Raw genomic sequence first — 19,406 nt, forward strand, 5'->3', positions numbered from 1 at the left:
CCGAGAGGCCGTGGCAATAGGTCGGCACCAGGAAGTTCCGGCAAGTTCACGACAGCAGCGCCGTTGGTGGAAGCTGGCACACCAGACCGTCCCCGATCAGGCGATGGCCCCGACGCAGGAGGAGAAAGAGCATGGAAGCGGAGCACAACCAGAGCGGGGTACGCAGTGTCCGGCGCGCTCTGGACATCCTGTCGCTGTTGACTGAAGATCAGCCCACCGTCCCGTTGCGGGACATGGTGGAGGCCACCGGCCTGCCCAAGACCACCGTGGTCCGCCTGGTGCAGACGCTCGAGCACTACGGCCTGCTGTGGGCCACTCCCGGCGGCTACACCGCCGGCCCCGGTCTGTGGCGCTGGGCCCATCTGGCCCACACCAGCTGGGAGTTGCCCCCCGACACGCAGAAAGTGCTGCGCGAGCTGTCCGACCGGCGCGGCGAAACGGCCAACCTGATGATCCGGCGTGACATCCACCGCGTCTGCGTCGCCCAGCAGGAAAGTCCGCAGCCGCTGCGGCATGTCGTGCGGGTGGGCGACGAACTGCCGCTGTGGGCCGGAGCCTCGTCGAAGGTCCTGCTCATCGGGGCCCAAGACGGCCTGCTGCAGCGTGTCGCAGCAGCCTCACCGCATGGCGCAGCTCACGCCGAGCAGTTGCGCCTGTGGGCGGACGAGGCGGCGCAGCAGGGCTTCGCCTCCAGCCACGGCGAGCGCGACATCGGCCTGACCGCGGTGGCCGTCCCCATCCGCTCGCAGTCGGGCCTGGTAGTCGCCTCGCTCTCCCTCAGCGGGCCCAGCGCCCGCATCCCCGACCCGGCGATCGAGGAGTTCGCGCAGGACCTGCTGGAAGTCGCTGCGCAGATCGCCGCCCAGGGCTTCGCCCATCCCCTGGGGCCGCGCACCTAACCCAGGCGCGCCGTACACCGGCGCCCAAAAGGAGACGTACATGCACGGACGACCACTGGACGGCATACGCGTGCTGGACCTGACGAATGTGCTGGCCGGGCCGTATTGCAGTTACCAGCTCATGCTGCTGGGCGCGGAAGTAGTGAAGGTCGAACGTCCCGGTCAGGGCGACCTCGCCCGTAATCTCGGCCCCGAGGCCGCGTTGAACCGAGACGGGATCGGGGCCTCCTTCCTGGCACAGAACGCGGGCAAGAAATCCCTCGAGCTCGACCTCAAGGACACCGCCGACCGGGCTGTCCTGGAGGACCTGCTGGCCGGTGCCGACGTCCTGCTGGAGAATTTCCGGGCCGGAGTGCTCACGCGCGTCGGCTTCGGCCCGGAACGGCTCGCCGAAATCAACCAACGCCTCGTGTACTGCTCCATCTCCGGCTTCGGGCACACCGGACCGATGAGCGAGGCCCCTGCCTACGACCAGATCATCCAGGGCCTGACCGGGATGATGAGCATCACCGGAACGCCTCAGAGCGCACCGCAGCGCATCGGTTTCCCGGTGTGTGACACCACCGGCGGCCTGATGGCCGCGCTCGCCATCACCTCGGCACTGCTGCAGCGCGAACGGACCGGACGCGGGAGCAGACTTGACGTCTCCATGCTGGAGGCATCGATGTCCACCATGGGCTGGGCCGTGTCGAACTACCTCGTCAGCGGCATCCCGCCGCAACCGCTGAGCGACCAGAATCCGACCGCCGCACCGTCCGGCACCTTCCAGACCCAGGACGGACCCCTGAACATCGCGGCCAACCAGCAGCGCCAGTTCGAGACGCTGTGCCAACTGATCGGTGCGCCACACCTGGTGAGCGATCCGCGCTTCACCGAGCGCGAGAGCCGCAAGCTTCATCGCGACGAACTCAATGCCGCACTCAACACCGCACTGTCCCGACGCCCGGCGGCCGACTGGGAACGCGAACTGAACGCAGAGGGCGTGCCCGCGGCACGGGTACTGACGGTGCCGCAGGCACTTGAGCAACCACAGTTGCAACACCGCGGCTTTGTCAGCGCACTGCCCCACCCCGGCCGCCCCGACCAGACGTTGCGGGTGGTGGGCAACGGCGTGCTCTTCGACGGTGAGGCGTTCGCCCCTCCCTCTCCGCCACCCCTGCTGGGCGAGCACAACGACGAACGCGCCGAGCTCGCCCGTGCCTGGGCCTCGGCCGGGGCGGACGAGGCTGCCGCCTCATGACCGCATCACAGGACGAAGCAGCCCAGTGGTGGGCGACCGCGGTCAGCCACATCGAACCGGGCAGCATCGAGCTGCGCGACCGCCCGATCCAAGAGCTCATCGGGCAGGCCGGCTTCGTCGAGGTGATCTGGCTTCTGCTCCGAGGCGAGCTGCCCTCCTCCCCCCAGGCGGCGCTCTTGGAGGCGGCCCTGGTCGCCGGCGTGGACCACGGACCGCAAGCGCCCTCGATAGCCGCCGCCCGGATGGCCGCCACCTGCGGCATCGGGCTGAACAACGCGATCGCCACCGGAGTCAACATGCTCGGTGACGGGCACGGCGGCGCGGGCCAGCAGTGCGTGGAGTTGCTCACCGACATCCGCACCCTGCATGCGGCGGGCGCCGGTTGGGACGAGGCGGCCCGTCAGACCATGAACCGCTGGCAGGAGCGCTCGCGCTACCTCCCCGGTTTCGGCCATCGCTTCCACCCCCGCGATCCCCGCCGCGACCCGCTGCTCGACCTGGTCGACCAAGCCATCGGCGACGGCATCATCGACGGCGGCTACCTCCAGGCAGCCCTGGCCGTCGAGTCCGCGCTCCAACAGCGCCGTGCGGGGGCCCGGCCGGTACCGATGAACATCGACGGTGCCACAGCCGTCATCTACGCCGAGCTCGGCTTTTCGGCACCCTTGGCCCGCGGCCTGTTCGTACTGAGCCGCTCCGTGGGCATCCTCGCCCACGCCTGGGAGGAGGCCGGGCAGGGCCGCCGCAACAAGGGGCCCCTCCCCCGCTCCGTACTGCCCGCCCGCCTGGCACCGAAGAACGCACCGTAAAAACAAGTCGCCTCCGGGCCCTTGTCACGCCCTCGCCCCGTCCCTAACGTTGCTTTCCGACAAGCGGCATCCACCACACGGATCACACGAACCGCACAGTGGACCATGATCCGTTTCGTTCTCCTCCCCTCCCTCCCCTGGCGCACACCGGCCGGCACCCGGCGCAGCCCCGTCAGGCACTGTCTCGAAAGAGGGATCCATGGACAGACGCAGCTTCCTCACCACTGGCGCGGCCTCCACCGCCGGGACCGTCGCCCTGCTCAACTCGACGCCGGCGCAAGCAGCTTCCGCCTCCGACACCCTGGCCCGTCCCGTGCCCGCCCAGGCCCACGCCGCCACCGGCAAGGACTTCCCCAAGGCCGGCGGCAACCTGGGCAACCAGAACTACTCCGCGCTCAAACACATCAACACCTCCAACATCCGCAAGCTGGGCGGCGCCTGGCACATCAACCTGGAGAACGGCTCCACCACCAGCCACCAGCAGTGCGCGGGCATCGCCCACAACGGCGTCCTGTACGTGGCCACCACCCAGCAAAACGTCTTCGCCGTCGACGGCCGCACCGGCGCCCTCAAGTGGAAGACCAAGGTCGGCTCCGACACCACCAACATGCGCGGCCTCGCCCTGGGCCAAGGCCTGGCCTTTACGATCACCGGCGACAACACGGTCGTCGCCCTCGACCAGAGGACAGGCGCCATCCGCTGGACCCGCGAGCTGCTCGTCGAGGATCAGGGCGACCCCGACTGCGACCCGGACAGCGGCCAGTGCGGCGGCAGCAAGGGCGGCCTGGCCGGCGCGGCCGTCTACTGGGACGGCCTGGTCTACATCGGCACCCAGGGCAGCACCGCCGGCGCCCGCGGCCGCGCCTACGCGCTCAAGGCAGCCACCGGCGAGGTCGTCTGGACGTTCTGGGGCACCCCCGGCCCCGGCCAGTTCGGCCACGACACCTGGGAGGGCGATTCCTGGAAGACCGGCGGCGCGGTGTGCTGGATCCACCCCGCCATCGACCCCGAACACGGCCTCGTCTACTGGACGTTCGGCAACCCCTACCCGCGCACCGACGGCTCCACCCGCGGCGGCGACAATCTCTTCGCCAACTGCCTGGTCGCCATCGACGCCAAGACCGGCAAGCGGCGCTGGCACTTCCAGTCCGTCCACCACGACATCTGGGACTACGACGGCGTCATGTCCCCTGTCCTCGCCGACCTGCTGATCAAGGGCAAGAAGAAGCAGGTCGTGGTGTACGGCAGCAAGACCGGCATGTACTACATCCTCGACCGGGCCGACGGGAAGCCGATCCACGGCATGAAGGAACGTCCGGTCCCCCAACACGCCGCACAGAAAACCTCCCCCACCCAGCCCTTCCCCGGCGGCGAGCCCTTCGTCGACACCGAGCCGCACCTGGACAAGGCCACCCGCCCCGTCCCCTTCTACCCCACCGGCGGCCTGTTCGAGGCGCACTGGGACCGCGCCACGATCATCTTCCCCGGCGCGGGCGGCGGCGCCGACTGGTCCTTCCCCTCCTTCAGCCACCGCACCGGCCTGGTCTACGTCGGCTACGGGCTGATCAACTCCGCGTACTCCAACACCCACGGCGGCCGCGTCAACACCGCCCGCCCGCTGGGCGAATACTTCGCCGGGGGCCTGGCCGCGGTCGACCCGCGCACCAACACCACCGCCTGGCGCCGGGAGGGTGACTGGTCGCTCGCCCATGGCAACGGCATCCTCAGCACCGCGGGCGGCGTCCTCTTCCAGGGCCGGCCAGACGGCGTGCTCACCGCGCTCGACGATCGCGACGGCAGTGAACTGTGGACCTGGCAGTGTGGCGCCGGGGTCAACACCAGCCCGCTCACCTACGAGATCGACGGAGAGCAATACATCGCCGTCCTCGCGGGCGGCAACGGCCTGCCCTACCCCGACATCCCCAAGGGCGACCACCTGTGGGCCTTCAAGATCGGCGGCAAGGTGAAGCCGGCCGCCGCACCCACCCCGCCCTCCAAGCGCAACCAGATCCGCGCCGCGGCCGTCAGCGGCGACACCGCCCGCAACACCATCACGCTGGGCCGGGCCTGGGACAGCTCCAAGAACGCGCCGGGAACCACCGAGAACCTCGTGTCCCAAAACGCCATGGCACCCCAGCATTTGGCCATCGCCAAGGGCACCACGGTCACCTTCACCAACCCGGCCGACAACAAGTCCGCACACGGCGCCGTCTCATTCTTCGAGGCCGAATTCGACACCGGGCTGCTCATGCCGGGCCAGTCCTTTACCTACAGCTTCAACACCCCGGGCGAGTACTTCTACAACGACCCGGTCACCCCGCAGAGCACCGGCAAGGTCGTCGTCACCTGACCGGCCGTCCCCCCGCCCTGTCCAGCAGCTCGGCAGGCCTGGACCCCGGCAGCACCTCACACCGCTTTCACACCTCGCGAGGACATCCACATGACGACAAGTGCCGTCACGAGACGTCGCATCCGCCCCCTGACCGCCGCCCTGACCGGCGCCGCAGGCACACTGGGCATCACGATCGCCCTGGTCGCCACGGGCTCCCTGAGCGTCGCCCAGGGCCGCATCGGCCAGGGTGCGCAGGAACTCGGCGACCCCGACTACGGGGTCTGCCGCGGCACCGACGCCCGCTGCTACCACAACTGGGGCAACTTCGACGCCTCCAAGGGCTACAAGGTGCTCCTCTACACCCGCACCGCCGGCCCCCGCCACGCCAACCTCGGCCCCGCGCTCGCACCGGGCATGAACCCTCCGCTGGCCGACAGCAACGTCGTACAACGGGCCGTGCAGAAGCTGGGCACGGACCACGGCTTCCAGGTCGACCACACCGAGGACGTCTCCCAGCTCGCCTCGCCCGCCACCCTGTTCAAATACAACGCCGTCATCTTCTACTCCACGAGCCGCGACGCCCTCGACGACGCCGCCCAGACCTCGCTGCGCCAGTACGTCCGCGGCGGCGGCGGGTTCGTCGGCGTCCACAACGCCTTCGGCACCGAGTACAACTGGCCCTGGTACGAAGGCCTGCTGGGCAACGCGAACTTCTACGACCACGGCCCCACACAGCCCGGCAGCGTACGCACGGTCAACCGCAAGGACGTCTCCACCAAGAAGCTGCCGTCCACCTGGACCATCTCCGACGAGTGGTACAACCTCGTGCCCGCCCCCACCAAGGTGCGGGTGCTGGCCAAGGTCGACGAGTCCACCCTGGCCAAGGGGGTGGCAGGCAACTACAACCACCCCGGCCACGGCAACGACCATCCAGTGGCCTGGTGCCAGTACTACGACGGCGGCCGCGCCTGGCTCACCACCCTCGGTCACGACGCCAAGAGTTTCACCACCGACGGCTCCTTCCCCGGCGCCGCCGAATTCCAAAGGCTCCTCCTGGGCGGCATCGAGTCCGCCATGGGCAAGGCGCCCTTCTGCAAGTAGTCCCCGACAACAGCGGCACACACCCCAGACCGCCCGGCCCCGGCCGGGACAGCCGGCATACGCCCAGAGAAAGGCAGCCACCGTGCAGGAGCAGACCCTCCCCACATCCGAGACACAGTCACAGCCCGCCCAGCCCACCGGCTGGCAGACACCCGACTTCACCGTCGTCGACACGGCGATGGAGATCACCGCCTACGCCCTGACACAGAAGTAGGCGCCCGCCGTGCTGCTGCGCGTCCTTGGAACCGCGGCAGGCGGCGGCCTGCCCCAGTGGAACTGTGCGTGCCCCGGCTGCGTCGGGGCACGCCGCCACCCCGCGCGCCGACGCCTGCACGACTCCCTCGCCTTCCAGGGCCCCCGGCCCGACACATGGTTTCTCGCCAACGCCTCCCCCGACATCGCCGAGCAGCTGGAAAGCCATCCCAGTCTGCGGCCGGCCGCAGGTCACGGCCGCACACCCGTCGTCCGCGTCGCACTCACCGACGCCGAACTCGACCACACCTTGGGCCTGCTGCGGCTGCGCGAGGCCGCCCGCATCGAAATCTGGTGCACCGAACCCGTACGCAAAACCCTTGTCACACGACTGCCCCTCACCGACATCCTCTCCCCCTACACCACACTCGCCTGGCACGACCTCCCTTCGGCCGGTGCCGGCCAACCGGCCCAGATCGCGGGCCTGGAGGTAAGCACGGTGCCTCTGTCGGACAAGCGACCGCGTTACGCGGCCAACGAGGCATCCCACCCTGCCTGGAGTTCCGCACTGAAGGTGTGTGACCCCGCAACGGGCAGCATCGCCCTGTACGCTCCCGCGATCGCCGCATGGAGTGATCGCCTCGACGACGTGGTCGCCGAATCCGACTGCGTGATGCTCGACGGCACATTCCTCGACGAGGACGAGCCCCGGCGCACCGGCATCTCACCGCGCACGGCCTCGGAAATGGGACACCTGCCCATCGAAGGCCCCCGAGGTACGGCACACCGCCTTGGCCACGCCGGAGCACAGGTCCTGTACACCCACCTCAACAACACCAACGCGCTGGGCGATCCGGATGCCCGCGCACACGACCGGCTCGCGGCACTCGGCCTGCGCGTAGCCGAGGAGAGAATGGTGGTGACACTGTGACGACCGCCCTGCGCGCTACCGGTCTTCCGCCGACCGATCGAGGCGGACCGGATGCCGAGCCGTGGGACGCGGCCGCACTGGAGCTGCGGCTGCGCAGCCTGGTCGCGGCGCGATACCACGACCAGCACCCGTTCAACCAGCGCATGCACCGGGGGGAACTGCGCCCCGCCGAACTGCGCACCTGGGTCGCCAACCGCTTCTACTACCAGTGCAGCATCCCCATCAAAGACGCACTGATCCTCAGCAAGCTGCCCTCACCCGAGCATCGGCGCTCCTGGATCCGGCGCATCCAGGACCACGACGGAACCACGGACGGCGAGGGCGGACTCGAACGCTGGCTGAGCCTCGGTGACGCCGTCGGCCTCTCACGCGACGCACTCACCTCCCACCGGCACCTGCTGCCCGGGGTACGTCTGGCCGTGGACGGCTACGTCAACTTCTGCCGCAACCAGAGCGCCCTCGAAGCGGTCGCCTCGTCCCTCACGGAACTGTGCGCGCCCTCCATCATGCTGACCCGGCTGGACACCTTCCCCGTTCACTACCCGTGGATCGCGGCGGATGGTCTGGCCTACTTCCACAGCCGTGTCCCTCAGGGGCGCAGGGACGGCAGTGAGGCACTGTCCTGGGTCACCCAGTGGGCGACCACTCGCGCACAACAACAACAAGCCCTGAACGCCGTCTCCTTCAAGTGCGATGTGCTGTGGAGCCTGCTCGACAGCGTGCAAGGTGGCGGGGCTCAGACCAAGGACGCCCGATGAACGGCTCCGATCCCTGGCGCCCGCGAGTGCACTCGGCCGCGGTGCTGCGCTACGACCCCGCCCGCCAGGTCGATGTCCTGCTGGTGCCCGAACGGGTCATCGTGCTGCACGGCACGGGGCGGGCGGTGCTGGAGTGCTGCAACGGACGGCGCACCGTGGAGGAGATCGCCGAGACTCTCGCCGACGGAATCGGCGCGGAACAGGCACGGCGTGAGATCACTTCGTTCCTGGAACGGCTGCGCGCGGAGGGCTGCCTGCGATGACCAACCCAGCCCCACCATGGGCGTTGCTGTCCGAACTCACCCACTCCTGCCCCCTGCACTGCGGCTACTGCTCCAACCCGCTGGAGCTGACCCGCCGCTCCCGCGAGCTCCCAGCCGAACAGTGGGCCGCGGTCTTCGCCCAGGCAGCGGAACTCGGCGTGCTGCACACGCACCTGTCCGGCGGCGAGCCCCTGCTCCGCCGGGACCTGGAGGACATCACCCGAGCTGCCGTCCGAGCGGGCCTGTACACGCAGTTGGTGACCAGCGGCGTCGGCCTGACGGCACCACGGCTCGACGCACTGGTCGGTGCCGGCCTGCACAGCGTGCAGCTCTCCATTCAGCACGCCGATCCCATCAGGTCCGACAAAATCGGCGGCCGCCGCTCCTTCGACGCCAAACGCACAGCCGCCCGCCTGGTCAGGGAACGCGGCATGCCTCTCGGCATCAACGTGGTCCTGCACCGCCACAATCTCGACGCCATCGACGATCTCATGGACTTGGCCGTCAACTGGCGGGCGGAACGCATCGAACTGGCCAACATCCAGTTCTACGGCTGGGGCCTGCTCAACCGGGCCGCCCTCATGCCCACCCGGGACCAGCTTGCCGCCGCCTCGCAAGTGGTGGACCGCTGGCGCAAGCGGCTGGAAGGCGACGTCGATGTCACCTGGGTCGTCCCCGACTACTTCTCCGGAACACCCAAACCGTGCATGGGTGGCTGGGGCGCCGTCTCCCTCACCGTCACCCCCGACGGCACGGCCCTGCCCTGCCCGGCGGCCGCATCCATCCCCGGCCTCGACGCCCCCAACATCGCCGACCACTCACTGCGCTGGATATGGGAGAAATCACCGGCCTTCAACGCCTACCGGGGGACGGACTGGATGCCCTCCCCGTGCCGCCACTGCGAACGGCGCACCGAAGACTTCGGCGGCTGCCGCTGCCAGGCCCATGCCCTCACCGGGGACGCCACCCGGACCGACCCCGCCTGCTCCCTGTCCCCCGACCACCCCGCCCTCATCAACCTCACCCGTGTCAGCGAACCGCCCGCGATCGTCCCTCGGCGTCATACTGCTGCAGCCCGACCGGCACGATCAGCCCGCCACCCCGGACCTCCCCAGTCTCCGCCGGAAGTACCGCCAGGGCCTGTCGCGGAAACGATGACCGCGCCGCACAACGACGTCTGATTGCCGCCAGCAAGAGCCGTCCCATCTGCTCATGCTGGCCGCATGACGATGACATCCACCACAGACTCACTGGCAGTCCTCACCGGCATGTACGCGGCTGAGGCGAAGTACCTCGCGGCCGCAGGCTCCGGCGAGGCTTCGTTCGACCTGCTCGCCCCCTTCTTCGCCCCAACTGTCGAGCTGCATCAGGCAGATGCTCTTCCCTATGGCGGCACGTGGCGTGGATATGACGGCATGATGCAGTTCTTCCGCATGATGCGACAGATCTGGGAATCGTTCGACATGGTCGACCAGAAGTTTCTTGCCACCGGCGAGACTGCGGTGGTGCTCACGCAGGTCCATGCGCGCGCCCGTGCGACCGGCCGTGAACTCAGCTTCCCCATCCTGCAAGCGATCACAGTCAAGAACGGGCGGATCACCGAGGTCCGACCGTTCTACTGGGACACCCGCGCTATCACCGACGCCTGCACCACGGCGACACCGACAAACTGAAGATCGAACGCCAGTCCACTGCTCACAGCCGCATGTGAAGGGGCGCGGTGAGCCGTCCAATGCGTTAGCGGATCTCAGACACCTCAGGCAGTCAACGTGTCCAGTTGCGGCCCCCAGCCCGCTGAGTAGCCTGTCGATCTGGTCGAACGGGATGAGGATGAGACGTGGAGACGCTGGTGGAGGGGGCCGTCGAGAAGGCGCTTCGTGGCGGGGGCGGCGAGACAGTCCGCCTGTATGTCGCCGCTTGCGCGGAACGCATGGCGCCGCTGTTCGTCGGCCTGCGGGCGGGCGAACCGGGGCGCGAAGCCGACTTGGACCTCTATGCGGAATCCGTGAGCGGTCTCTGGCTTGCCGACAGGCCACTCGCCGACGCCGCCGAGCGAGTGCGCCGGCTGGAGCGGTTTCCGGAGCTCCAGCCGGACAAGGAGAGGGTCACCGGTGTCGCGGACACATACGCGTTCTTCGCCGCCCTCTGCCTGCGGTACGCGTTGCCGGCCCACACCTCGGGCAACGCTGATGACGCGGTGTCCTGCGGCCATGCGGCACTCACCGCGATGGGCATGCTGGACCAGAATGTGGCGGGCGCCAGCCTTCTGGCTGACGAGCAACGGCTCCAGTTCCTCTCGCTGAGTGGTGACGCTGCAGGTCTATGGGAGGCGAGCGTCACGGCAGGGCGAGAGAGGCTCCGGGCCGTGGTGGGTCGTCTGCCCCGATAGGCGTCCCTCCTGATCGCTGACTGGGCATGCTCTCCTCCTTTGTCGCGAACACGATCGACCATCCGCCGCCGAGCAGCCGAGCAGCCGAACTGGAGGCGCGCACTCAACTCCGCAGCAATGGGGGGACTTCGCGGGTGGTACCTCAGGAGGAAGACAACTGGCTGACGAGCCGTCTGACGGCGCACGTGGTCGCGCCGGTGCACACGGTGCTGCTCGGTGCCTGGCCGGGCGGCCCCCGCACAGGACCTTGCTGACCTCTGTGTCTCGCGGTGGGCCCACCCCTGCGAGCATGGAGAGTGCCATGCCGCGGCCGAGCCGTTTGTGCTCGTGGTGCGCCCGGCTGACGTTCCCGGCGCTTGCCGCTCACGTCATGCCGGATGGAAGGTTCGTGGGTGCGCCCGAACCTAAGGCCGGGCGCACCCACGAAATGGAAAACGATACCTTGAGCCACTTCAGTCGTCGCTATTTAGCGAGTCCGCCTATAGCGCCGACCGCGGCCACCAGGATGAAGACCACTCCGATTGCGATCCAAACAATGCGCGTTACGTTGCGAGTAACACTGGCATTCGCCTCGCCTGCCCTGCGGGCCACCATCTTACCCTGAGCGCGAGCCGCGTAGACGCCGATGAGGATACACACTGCACCCGCCAGAGCCAGAACAATTGGACCTACTATCACGTTTCGTCTCGCTTTCTAGCCTTCTAGAATTGCCGCTCTACGAAATCTCCAGCGGCATAGCTTCCGAATTCACTCGCCGCCAAGCAAGCGGCTCCTGTGGCAAGTCCTGCACCTCCGGTAGCCACGCCGAAAGCACCCGCAACGGCTCCGCACGTGGTACCCACCAGGGCTCCGCCGACCATGGACGCAGCGGTACTCGCGACCCCCTTCCAATCACCCTTTGCAGCATCCTTGAACATGCCGGCGACGTCGTACCCCTTACCGACGCTGTCAACGAATCCACTCAGGCTGAGAAGGCCGCCTGGATCGATGCGGTTGACGGGGTCGCCCTCGGCGTAGAGGTAGGGGTTCTTCTCCTGGCCGGAGGGGTCGGGGCTGTTGAACCGGCCGATGTTGGGGTCGTAGTAGCGGGCCGCGAAGTGGTACAGGCCCGTCGGGTCCTGGTAGCCGCCGGCGAACCGGTAGGGCTGGGAGACCTTCTCGCTGCTCGCGGAGCGGGTGACGCCGCGGGGGCTGTAAGCGTACGAGTTGAGCTTCGTGCCGGATTCGTCGGCGACTGCGACGACCGAGCCGAGGGCGTCGGTGAGGTAGTAGTGCGCCTTTCCGTCACGGGTCATGGAGTTGAGTGTGCCCTCCGGTTCCCGGTTGAAGCCCGTGTCCGCACCGGCAGTTGAGGTGGCGGAGAGGCCGATCGGCCCGTTGTGGAAGTAGGTGTCGCCGAGCTTGATGCGCTCACTCTGGTCGGTGGAGCCGTACTGACCGGCGTAGGTCTTGCCGCCGACGGTCAGCGAGGTGAGCTGGCTGTGATCCGACCACATCTCGCCGGTGCGGGTGCCCTCCGGGGTCGATGCTGCGGCCGTCTCGTGGCCCTCCTTGTCGTAGGACCAGTTGGTGGACGAGCCGTTCTTCGCGGTGATCTGCTGCGCGTCATTGACCGTGTAGGTGGTGCCGCGTGGGCAGCCCTTCTCAGTGCCCTGGCTGGTGAGGTTCCCGGCCAGGTCGTAGCAGTACTGCCAGGACTCATTCAGCGTCGAGCCCTTGTTCTCCGCCGCGTAGGAAAAGCGCCCCGACCCGTCATAGCTGTAGGTGGTCTTCGTGCCCGCCACCGCGTCGGTCTTGGTACGGATCTTGTCACCGTCGGTCGCGGCACCAGTGCCGTAGCCATAGGTGTAGGCCAGGTCGACCAGAGTGCCCTTGGGTGACGTCGCCTTGATCTTCTCCGGGCGGCTGGACTTGTCGACGTCGACCTTCTGCACCGTGCCGCCGGGGTAGGCGGTCTCGGTGCGGACGTCGTTGTTGTTGTACTTGTACGTCGTCACCCGGCCCTGCGGGTCCTTGAACTCTTTGAGCTTGTTGACCTCGTTCCAGGTGTAGTCGACCTTGCCGGCCGGGTCCTGGTAGAAGTCGACGTTGCCCGCCGGGGTGTAGGCGAGCAGGGTCTGGGAGCCGTCCTGCAGGGTGCGGATGGTTTCGCGCTGGAGCGGGTCGAACTGGTACTTGGTGGTGCCGGTGTTGTCGTCGCGCTGGCGGAGGTTGCCGTCGTCGTCGTAGTAGTAGCGCACCGTGTCGTTGGTGGTGGAGGCGGTCTTGATGCGGTCGAGGTGGTCGTAGGTGAAGACCTTCTTGATGCCGCGGCCGTCGGTGAGGGTCTCGGTGCGGCCCAGGCTGTCGTAGGTGTAGGTCGTCTCGCCCAGCGGCCCCGGCGGGCTCACCTTCACCAGGTTGCCCTTGTCGTCGTAGGTGAACGATGTCTTCACCGTCTTGGACGCGGACATCTTCGTCTCCGCCGTGCAGCGCTGCCCCTCAAAGCCCTTACAGGTGGGGGTGGTGGGGTTGTAGGTGTAGGAGACGGTGCCGCCTCCGGTGCCGGTCTGCGCCACCGACTTGGTGTTGCCTGCCGTGTCGTAGCCGTAGCTGGTCTTCTCACCATCAGCGTTCGTGGAGTCCTTGGGCACGTCTCCGCCGGCGATCGTCTGCCAGCTGGTGACCGACTTGCCGCCGGTCGGCGATTTCACGCTCTCCAGGTTGTTGCGGGTGTTGAACCCGTAGTCGGACACGTTGCCGGGGGTCGTGCCCGAGCCCATGGCATCGGTGGCCGTGTCCACGTTGTGGTTCGCGTCGAACTTGGTGGAGCGCTTGTGCCCCAGGGCGTCGGTGACCTCTTCGACCTGGCCGTCGCCGTCGTGTTTGTACCGGGTGGCATGCTCTTCAGGATCAATGGCCTTGGTCGTGCCTGCAGCCGTGGGCGTGGCCGCGTCGTACTCATACCTCCAGGTGGGGCCGGTGTGGCCGGAGCCGTTGAACTCGGTGGCGCGCAGCATGGAGGTGATGCGGTTGGCTTGGTCGTAGGTGAAGACGGTGACCCGCTTCTCCGCTGTGGTGATCTTTGTCAGGCGGCGCGAGTCGTCGTAGTCGAAGGTGGTGGTCTTGCCCTCGGCGTTGGTTGTCTTGTGCAGGTTGCCGGTCGGGTCTAGGTCAAAGACCGCGGTGCGGCCGGCGTTGTCCTTGGCCTGCCACTGCGAGGCGTCGGTCTTGAGCAGGTCGATCCAGCGGCCGGAGCGGGTCTCGGTCAGCTTAAAGCCCTTGTTCTGCCCGCCCTCATCGTGCTGGGTGACGGTGATGGCGCCCTTGTTCTTGTCGGTGACCTTGGTCAGGGTGCCGTCGGCGTTGTAGGTGTCCTTGGACGAGGACTTCCAGTTGGTGAGGGTGTAGGTGCCGTCCGCGTTCTTCTTCAGTTCCTTGGAGTAGCCCTTGGGCGTGGTGAAGGTGCCGTCCGCCTTCTGGGCGAACCGCAGGCTGTCGCCCGAGGCGTCGTAGAGGACGACCTCGCCGTCCAGGACCTGCAGATAGCGCTCGTACTGCTGCCACCACCGCTGGGAGACCTTCCCCCACGGGGCGTCGAGTGAGTTGTAGGTGCGCGACAGGCTCAGGTTCTGGCCCACCCCGGCGATCTGGAAATCTGTCGCGGTCAGCATCAGGTTGCCGGTCGAATAGTCGACCCGGGCGGTCAGCGCGTCCGTGATCGCGAAGTTGCTGATCTTGTGCCAGGGCACGTCACCCTGCCCCTCGGCCACGTAGTCACTGGGTGCCGCCCGGCCGGAGCGGCCGATCGCCGCGTCGCCGCCCTGCGCGCGCTTCTTCTGCTCGGCCCTCCATCGTGTGACCTCATCGGACGGAGTGCGCTCGGCCTGCGGCGCCACCGGCTCGTTCGTCCCGACCTTGACCGGCGGCATGGTGAACGTCGGGGCGTCCTTGCCCCACGCCGACGCCGGTTCATCGGCCGCCGCAGCGATGCCTGCGGCCGGCAGCAGGGACAGCGTCAGGGCGCCGGAGGCCACCACTGCCGCCGAGGCCAGGCTGGTTCTCTTGCGGGCGCGCGAAAGGCGCGCGCCCCAGGTGCGATTTATCAAGGCTCCCCCCCACAGGAAGTCACATCCCGCAGACCCCAACGGTCACGAGAGGCACACAAATTGACACACCATCACCTCAAGCCGCGGGTTCGTTCCCCCGATCCCCCATGCCACACGTGACGGAATCAGCCCCTCCCCTCCGCGCGGGCAAAAACCCTCAGACAGTGCGGAACGAAAGCCTCCCCACACCCCTGTTTACAGACGGCGAAACCGCCACCAACCCGAACCTGACCGAAAACACCCGACACCCAGCCATCTACTGAACAAGGCTGACGGTTCAGGCGTAAGGAGTGGATCTTGCGCTGAGCGCGATGGGTCGCAAGCGACGGCCCGAGGCCGAAACCGCCCGGATAACGGTCAGTGACACCACCGCACAGGTTCAAGCGCCGAGGGAGGAGCAAGTGTGGGGTGGCGCCAGCGATTGATGTCCGCTACGTCAGGCCCAGTTGACGCGCACGCCGGCGTCTGGCGGCCCCTCGTACACACGGCCCTTCACCTGGCTACTCTGCCCCGCACTCCACAGCCTGTTCCGGCCACCGGCAGATGACGGCACCCAGTCGTAACCGGATGGCCGAGCAAACGTGGAGGCTGCACAGAGAACGGCGCTCCGCAGGCTCCCCGGTCTGCGCCCGGAGAGTCTGCGGATACTGGGCGGCTCTCGACCGAGCAGCCACATAGCAGCCACGTAAGGACGTTGGGAATTCCGACGAAGTCGTGACTGCTGCAGCGCTTGCTGATCGGCGATGTTGGCCCCCGCGCCGCCGTGCGGGGAGCAGGGAGCAGGGAGCAGGGAGCAGGGAGCAGGGAGCAGCGGCCAGGACTACCGGGATGGAAGCGTCAGTGCGCCGTTCGGTGCTCCTTGTTCTCTCGCCACTCCCGACCGATCGATCGCATGAGAGCCGGGTAGACCCCCAGGTACCGGAAGGGTTTGATGCCGGCCATGTACAGGGAGCCGAGGCGGCCGTTGGGCTTCACCAGCACCGCCATCTGGCCGCGGTAGCCGCCTCGCCCGTCCGGGACCCAGCCGATGTGCATCACCCCGTGCATGGTCTTGTTGGCGCATTCGGCAGCCCACTCGTCGTGCGTCTGGAAGACCGAGGTGAAGGGTGCCGCGCCGAGGTCGGGGCCGCGCGACCCTTCGCGCAGGTCGTCCGGCAGCCGGTCCCGCAGGGTCGCCACCCGGCCACCGACGCCCGAGTCCGCCTTGTCCCAGCCCAGCAGCGCGCCGAGCTTCCAGCGCACTGCGAAGAGGAAGCGGCCCACGAGGTTGCCGCCGTCGGGGCCGCCCTTGCCATCTGCCATCTGCTGGACCAGGTGGTGCAGGTCATCAGGGCCGCCCGGTGTGGGCAGCGCCCACACATCCTCGAGCCGGAAGTCGCAAGCGACCTCGTGGATCCGCCACGGGCGGGAGGTGTGGTCGGTTGAGGGAAGGCGCAGCTCGCTCATGGCGGACCCCTGTCTATACGGTGACGTATACATCGAGCATAAGGCCATCTATACGGTTGCGTATACTCGGCCGGGGAATGTGAAGAGAGGCACGGCATGGGCGCGATCCGTACACCGCGGGACAAGTGGATCGAGGAAGGGCTGCGGGCGCTCGCCGCCGGCGGCCCCGAGGCTGTCAGGGTCGAGGTCCTCGCCCAGGCACTCGGCGTCAGCAAAGGCGGCTTCTACGGCTACTTCCGCAACCGCGCCGCCTTGTTGCAGGAGATGCTCGAAACCTGGGAGCGCGGAGTCACCGAGGACGTCATCCAGCGGATCGAGCACGAGGGGGGCGACGCCCGCGAACGGCTGGGGCACCTCTTCGACTTCGTGGGATCGGGCGACAGGCCCGTGACCGACGCCGGAGTCGAGCTCGCGATCCGGGACTGGGCCCGGCGCGACGAAGACGTCGCGCGTTGCCTGCGCCGGGCCGACAACCGACGCATGGACTATCTGCGCGAGCTCTACCGGGACTTCTGCCCCGACGAGGGTGATGTCGAGGCCCGCTGCCTGATCACCTTCTCGCTGCGCATCGGCGACCACCTCATCGCCGCCGACAACGGCCCGCGCAGCCGCAGGGAAGTCCTCGCCGCGGTCAGGAACCGGTTGTTGGGCTAGGGGCATTCGCGGTGTGGTGGTACGTCGGCGGGCGGCGCCAGGCTGTCCACCACTGCTGGGCTCGTCGACGCCAGTTGCGCGGTATTCTCGCCGCGCCCCAACGGGCATGCCGTGGACCCGTACGCTGCCGCCGGGTAGGTGGGACGGATCGTCAACGCGGGTCGCCTGCCTCACGGCTTCTCCCCCTGGACGGTTGCGGAATGTCCTTTCGCACGAGGGCCACTCTGCGCCCCGATGGATCGGCCGCTGATCCCCCAGCGCAGCGAGTTCTCTGCGCCAGGTCAGCAAGTCTGCCTGCGAATGGGCCCCGTAGGGGGTGAGCTCGGGCAAGTCGTGCATCCGGACCATCCGGCCGGCCATCCGGCATTACGCTGGAAGAGCATGGGTGGCGCGCCGCTGCGCCGCACGGAAACCGACGAAAGCGGGGCCGGAGGGCATGGGTGCGACGGTCGGTGAACTCCTGAGCAGCCTGCCTGCGGCGGCGAACCAGGAACAGCGCCGTGGCTGGGCGGTCGCCTGTGCGCAAGCTCTGGGCCTTGGCGGGATAGCCGTCTCCTTGGGGCAGGAGCTGGTGTGGTTCAGCGATGAGACCAGCGCCCGGCTGGAAGACCTGCAGTTCATCCTCGGCCAGGGTCCCGGCCTGCTCTTCCAGGACGAGACAGAGGTGCGCGAACTGCCCGACCTCGGTCAGCTGCTAGCCCGGCAGTGGCCGCAGTACGCTGCCGAGGCCGAAGAGTTGGGGATCATGGCCCTGTTCGTCTGGCCTGTGCACATCGGCGCCGTCCCAGCGGGGACGATGACCGGCTACCGGCGCACACCAGGGCCGCTCACCACGCAGCATTCCACGCAGGGACAGCTGGTCGCCGACGCGCTGGCCCAGCACGTCCTGAATCACTGGCCGGCCGGCAGCATCGCTGGAAGCGACCCCGGTCACGCCGGAACCGCGGACCTGCACCGGGCCGAGGTACACCAGGCCACCGGCGTCCTCAGCGAGAAGCTCGGCGTTTCGCTGGCCGAGGCCCTGGACCGGCTGCGCGCCGAGGCGTACACCTCTGGCCTGCCCTTGGCGGCGGCCGCCCAAGCCATCATTCAGCGGGAACTGCCGCAATGACACGACATAGCCCGGTGCCCACCGGCCACGCTCTGCGCGGGAGTCAAGGAGTCCACCCATGAGCAGGGAACAGCACATCGCCCGCACCTTCGTGGAACTGGCGGACACGCTGGTGGAGGACTTCGACGTCATCGACTTCCTCCACCAGATGACCGTCCGCTGCCAGGAACTCCTCGACGTCACCGACGCCGCGGTCTTCCTGGCCCATCCCAACCTGAACCTGCACAGCCCCGCGCCCTGCGACCCCAGCCCCGCACTGCAGGACGTGGTGGATGCCGCCTGCCGCCAGGGTCCGGCCGTGGACGCCCACCGCACCACCCGGCCGGTCGCCTCGCTTCGTCTGGTCGATGCGGCCGCCCGCTGGCCGCAGTTCACCCCGCACCTCCTCAACGCCGGCTACACCCTGGCCACCGCCCTGCCCATGCGTCTGCGCCAGGACAACATCGGCAGCCTGCTCCTGCTGCACACCGGAGATCGGGCCCTGAACCCCGACGATCTGGCCCTGGCCCAGGCGCTCGCCGACGCGGCGACCATCGGTCTCATCCAGGCCCGCACCATCCGCCAGCAGCACACCGTCAACGAGCAACTCCACGGCGCTCTGCAGAGCCGCATCATCATCGAGCAGGCAAAAGGCGTCCTGGCGGCCCGCAGCAACGTCACTCTCAACCAAGCGTTCGACGTTCTGCGCCGGTACGCCCGCCAGCACCGGATCCTGCTCAGCAGGGTCGCCCGCGATGTCATCGAGTCCGGCCTCACGCCCGCGATCTCCTCTGCCCGAACACAGGCCGACCCGGCAGACAGAGCAGACTCCGAGTAGGCCGTGCGGCGGCGCCCCGGCCCGCGCCTGACCGCCGTACGCGATGCATGGCCGCCCGCGCACGCCGCTGCAGCAGCATGGCCGGTCGCTACTACCGATCAGCCCCTGTTCCTTCTACTCTCAGAGCAGGTGCGGCGGGCGTACGCCCGCACCGCAGGCTCCAAGCCCCCGAGCCGTGACTGACCGCCGAGGCCAGCTGGAGCTGCATCGCCGACAACGCGGCTCCAGCCTCCGCCCTCCAGGCGCCAGCGTGGCAACTCCCGCAGCCTCGCAACGCCAGGAGGGCATTACGCGAGGTCCGATCGAGGTGGCGCCCGGCCACACTGCCAGCCTCCCACCGGGAGCACCGTGTGTCCGTAGCTCCGCCACATTTTCC

17 protein-coding genes are annotated in these 19,406 nt (G+C 68.2%); 15 read left to right on the forward strand and 2 right to left on the reverse strand.

Translation table 11 applies throughout. From position 1 onward, the window contains the following. The first annotated feature begins 131 nt into the window (after positions 1–131). The 12 genes from ACWD02_RS06455 (at position 132) to ACWD02_RS06510 (ending at position 10,914) form a co-directional block, all read left to right on the forward strand. Positions 132–899 (forward strand): IclR family transcriptional regulator, encoded by a 768-nt coding sequence (locus ACWD02_RS06455; protein ID WP_451205103.1) that lies wholly within the window; start codon positions 132–134, stop codon positions 897–899. Between the two features lie 40 nt (positions 900–939). Then, positions 940–2,139 carry a CaiB/BaiF CoA transferase family protein gene (locus ACWD02_RS06460; protein ID WP_451205106.1) on the forward strand — a complete coding sequence of 400 codons (1,200 nt, stop codon included), beginning with the start codon at positions 940–942 and terminating at the stop codon, positions 2,137–2,139. After that, entirely contained in the window at positions 2,136–2,948 is an 813-nt protein-coding gene (locus tag ACWD02_RS06465; protein WP_451205109.1) for a citryl-CoA lyase, read from the forward strand. The genes ACWD02_RS06460 and ACWD02_RS06465 overlap by 4 nt, the downstream gene beginning before the upstream one ends. A 199-nt stretch (positions 2,949–3,147) precedes the next feature. After that, positions 3,148–5,298, forward strand: a complete 2,151-nt coding sequence (locus ACWD02_RS06470; protein WP_451205115.1) for an outer membrane protein assembly factor BamB family protein — start codon at positions 3,148–3,150, stop codon at positions 5,296–5,298. A 90-nt stretch (positions 5,299–5,388) separates the two neighbouring features. After that, positions 5,389–6,381 (forward strand): ThuA domain-containing protein, encoded by a 993-nt coding sequence (locus ACWD02_RS06475; protein ID WP_451205118.1) that lies wholly within the window; start codon positions 5,389–5,391, stop codon positions 6,379–6,381. A gap of 82 nt (positions 6,382–6,463) precedes the next feature. Next, positions 6,464–6,595 carry a pyrroloquinoline quinone precursor peptide PqqA gene (gene pqqA / locus ACWD02_RS06480; RefSeq protein WP_451205120.1) on the forward strand — a complete coding sequence of 44 codons (132 nt, stop codon included), beginning with the start codon at positions 6,464–6,466 and terminating at the stop codon, positions 6,593–6,595. Between the two features lie 9 nt (positions 6,596–6,604). Further along, the gene (gene pqqB / locus ACWD02_RS06485) at positions 6,605–7,504 is read left to right on the forward strand and encodes a pyrroloquinoline quinone biosynthesis protein PqqB (protein ID WP_451205123.1); all 900 of its coding nucleotides are present in this window, start codon (positions 6,605–6,607) and stop codon (positions 7,502–7,504) included. Beyond that, positions 7,501–8,262, forward strand: coding sequence for a pyrroloquinoline-quinone synthase PqqC (gene pqqC, locus ACWD02_RS06490; RefSeq protein ID WP_451205126.1), 762 nt, complete (start codon positions 7,501–7,503; stop codon positions 8,260–8,262). Before pqqB ends, pqqC begins: the two co-directional genes overlap by 4 nt. Further along, positions 8,259–8,525, forward strand: coding sequence for a pyrroloquinoline quinone biosynthesis peptide chaperone PqqD (gene pqqD, locus ACWD02_RS06495; RefSeq protein WP_451205129.1), 267 nt, complete (start codon positions 8,259–8,261; stop codon positions 8,523–8,525). The genes pqqC and pqqD overlap by 4 nt, the downstream gene beginning before the upstream one ends. Beyond that, the gene (gene pqqE, locus ACWD02_RS06500) at positions 8,522–9,706 is read left to right on the forward strand and encodes a pyrroloquinoline quinone biosynthesis protein PqqE (RefSeq protein WP_451205132.1); all 1,185 of its coding nucleotides are present in this window, start codon (positions 8,522–8,524) and stop codon (positions 9,704–9,706) included. The genes pqqD and pqqE overlap by 4 nt, the downstream gene beginning before the upstream one ends. 42 nt (positions 9,707–9,748) lie before the next feature. After that, positions 9,749–10,198: a nuclear transport factor 2 family protein gene (locus ACWD02_RS06505; protein WP_451205134.1), complete on the forward strand. Its 450-nt coding sequence runs from the start codon at positions 9,749–9,751 to the stop codon at positions 10,196–10,198. 164 nt (positions 10,199–10,362) lie between these two features. Beyond that, positions 10,363–10,914, forward strand: coding sequence for a hypothetical protein (locus ACWD02_RS06510; protein WP_451205137.1), 552 nt, complete (start codon positions 10,363–10,365; stop codon positions 10,912–10,914). 701 nt (positions 10,915–11,615) lie between these two features. Here ACWD02_RS06510 and ACWD02_RS06515 read toward each other — a convergent pair. Both ACWD02_RS06515 and ACWD02_RS06520 read right to left on the reverse strand, forming a co-directional pair. Next, positions 11,616–14,825, reverse strand: coding sequence for an RHS repeat-associated core domain-containing protein (locus tag ACWD02_RS06515; protein WP_451205864.1), 3,210 nt, complete (start codon positions 14,823–14,825; stop codon positions 11,616–11,618). Between the two features lie 1,014 nt (positions 14,826–15,839). Continuing rightward, complete coding sequence (locus tag ACWD02_RS06520) at positions 15,840–16,448, reverse strand: DUF2867 domain-containing protein (protein WP_451205140.1); 609 nt, start codon at positions 16,446–16,448, stop codon at positions 15,840–15,842. Between the two features lie 96 nt (positions 16,449–16,544). On the opposite strand from ACWD02_RS06520, the gene ACWD02_RS06525 reads away from it, so the two are divergent. The 3 genes from ACWD02_RS06525 to ACWD02_RS06535 all read left to right on the forward strand — a co-directional run bounded on the left by ACWD02_RS06525 (position 16,545) and on the right by ACWD02_RS06535 (position 19,030). Then, positions 16,545–17,102 carry a TetR/AcrR family transcriptional regulator gene (locus ACWD02_RS06525; protein ID WP_451205143.1) on the forward strand — a complete coding sequence of 186 codons (558 nt, stop codon included), beginning with the start codon at positions 16,545–16,547 and terminating at the stop codon, positions 17,100–17,102. Positions 17,103–17,538: 436 nt separating this feature from the next. Beyond that, positions 17,539–18,213: an ANTAR domain-containing protein gene (locus tag ACWD02_RS06530; RefSeq protein ID WP_451205146.1), complete on the forward strand. Its 675-nt coding sequence runs from the start codon at positions 17,539–17,541 to the stop codon at positions 18,211–18,213. A gap of 58 nt (positions 18,214–18,271) precedes the next feature. Next, positions 18,272–19,030, forward strand: a complete 759-nt coding sequence (locus ACWD02_RS06535) for an ANTAR domain-containing protein (protein WP_451205149.1) — start codon at positions 18,272–18,274, stop codon at positions 19,028–19,030. Positions 19,031–19,406: the final 376 nt, after the last annotated feature.

Source organism: Streptomyces sp. NPDC002853 (genome assembly GCF_053591915.1).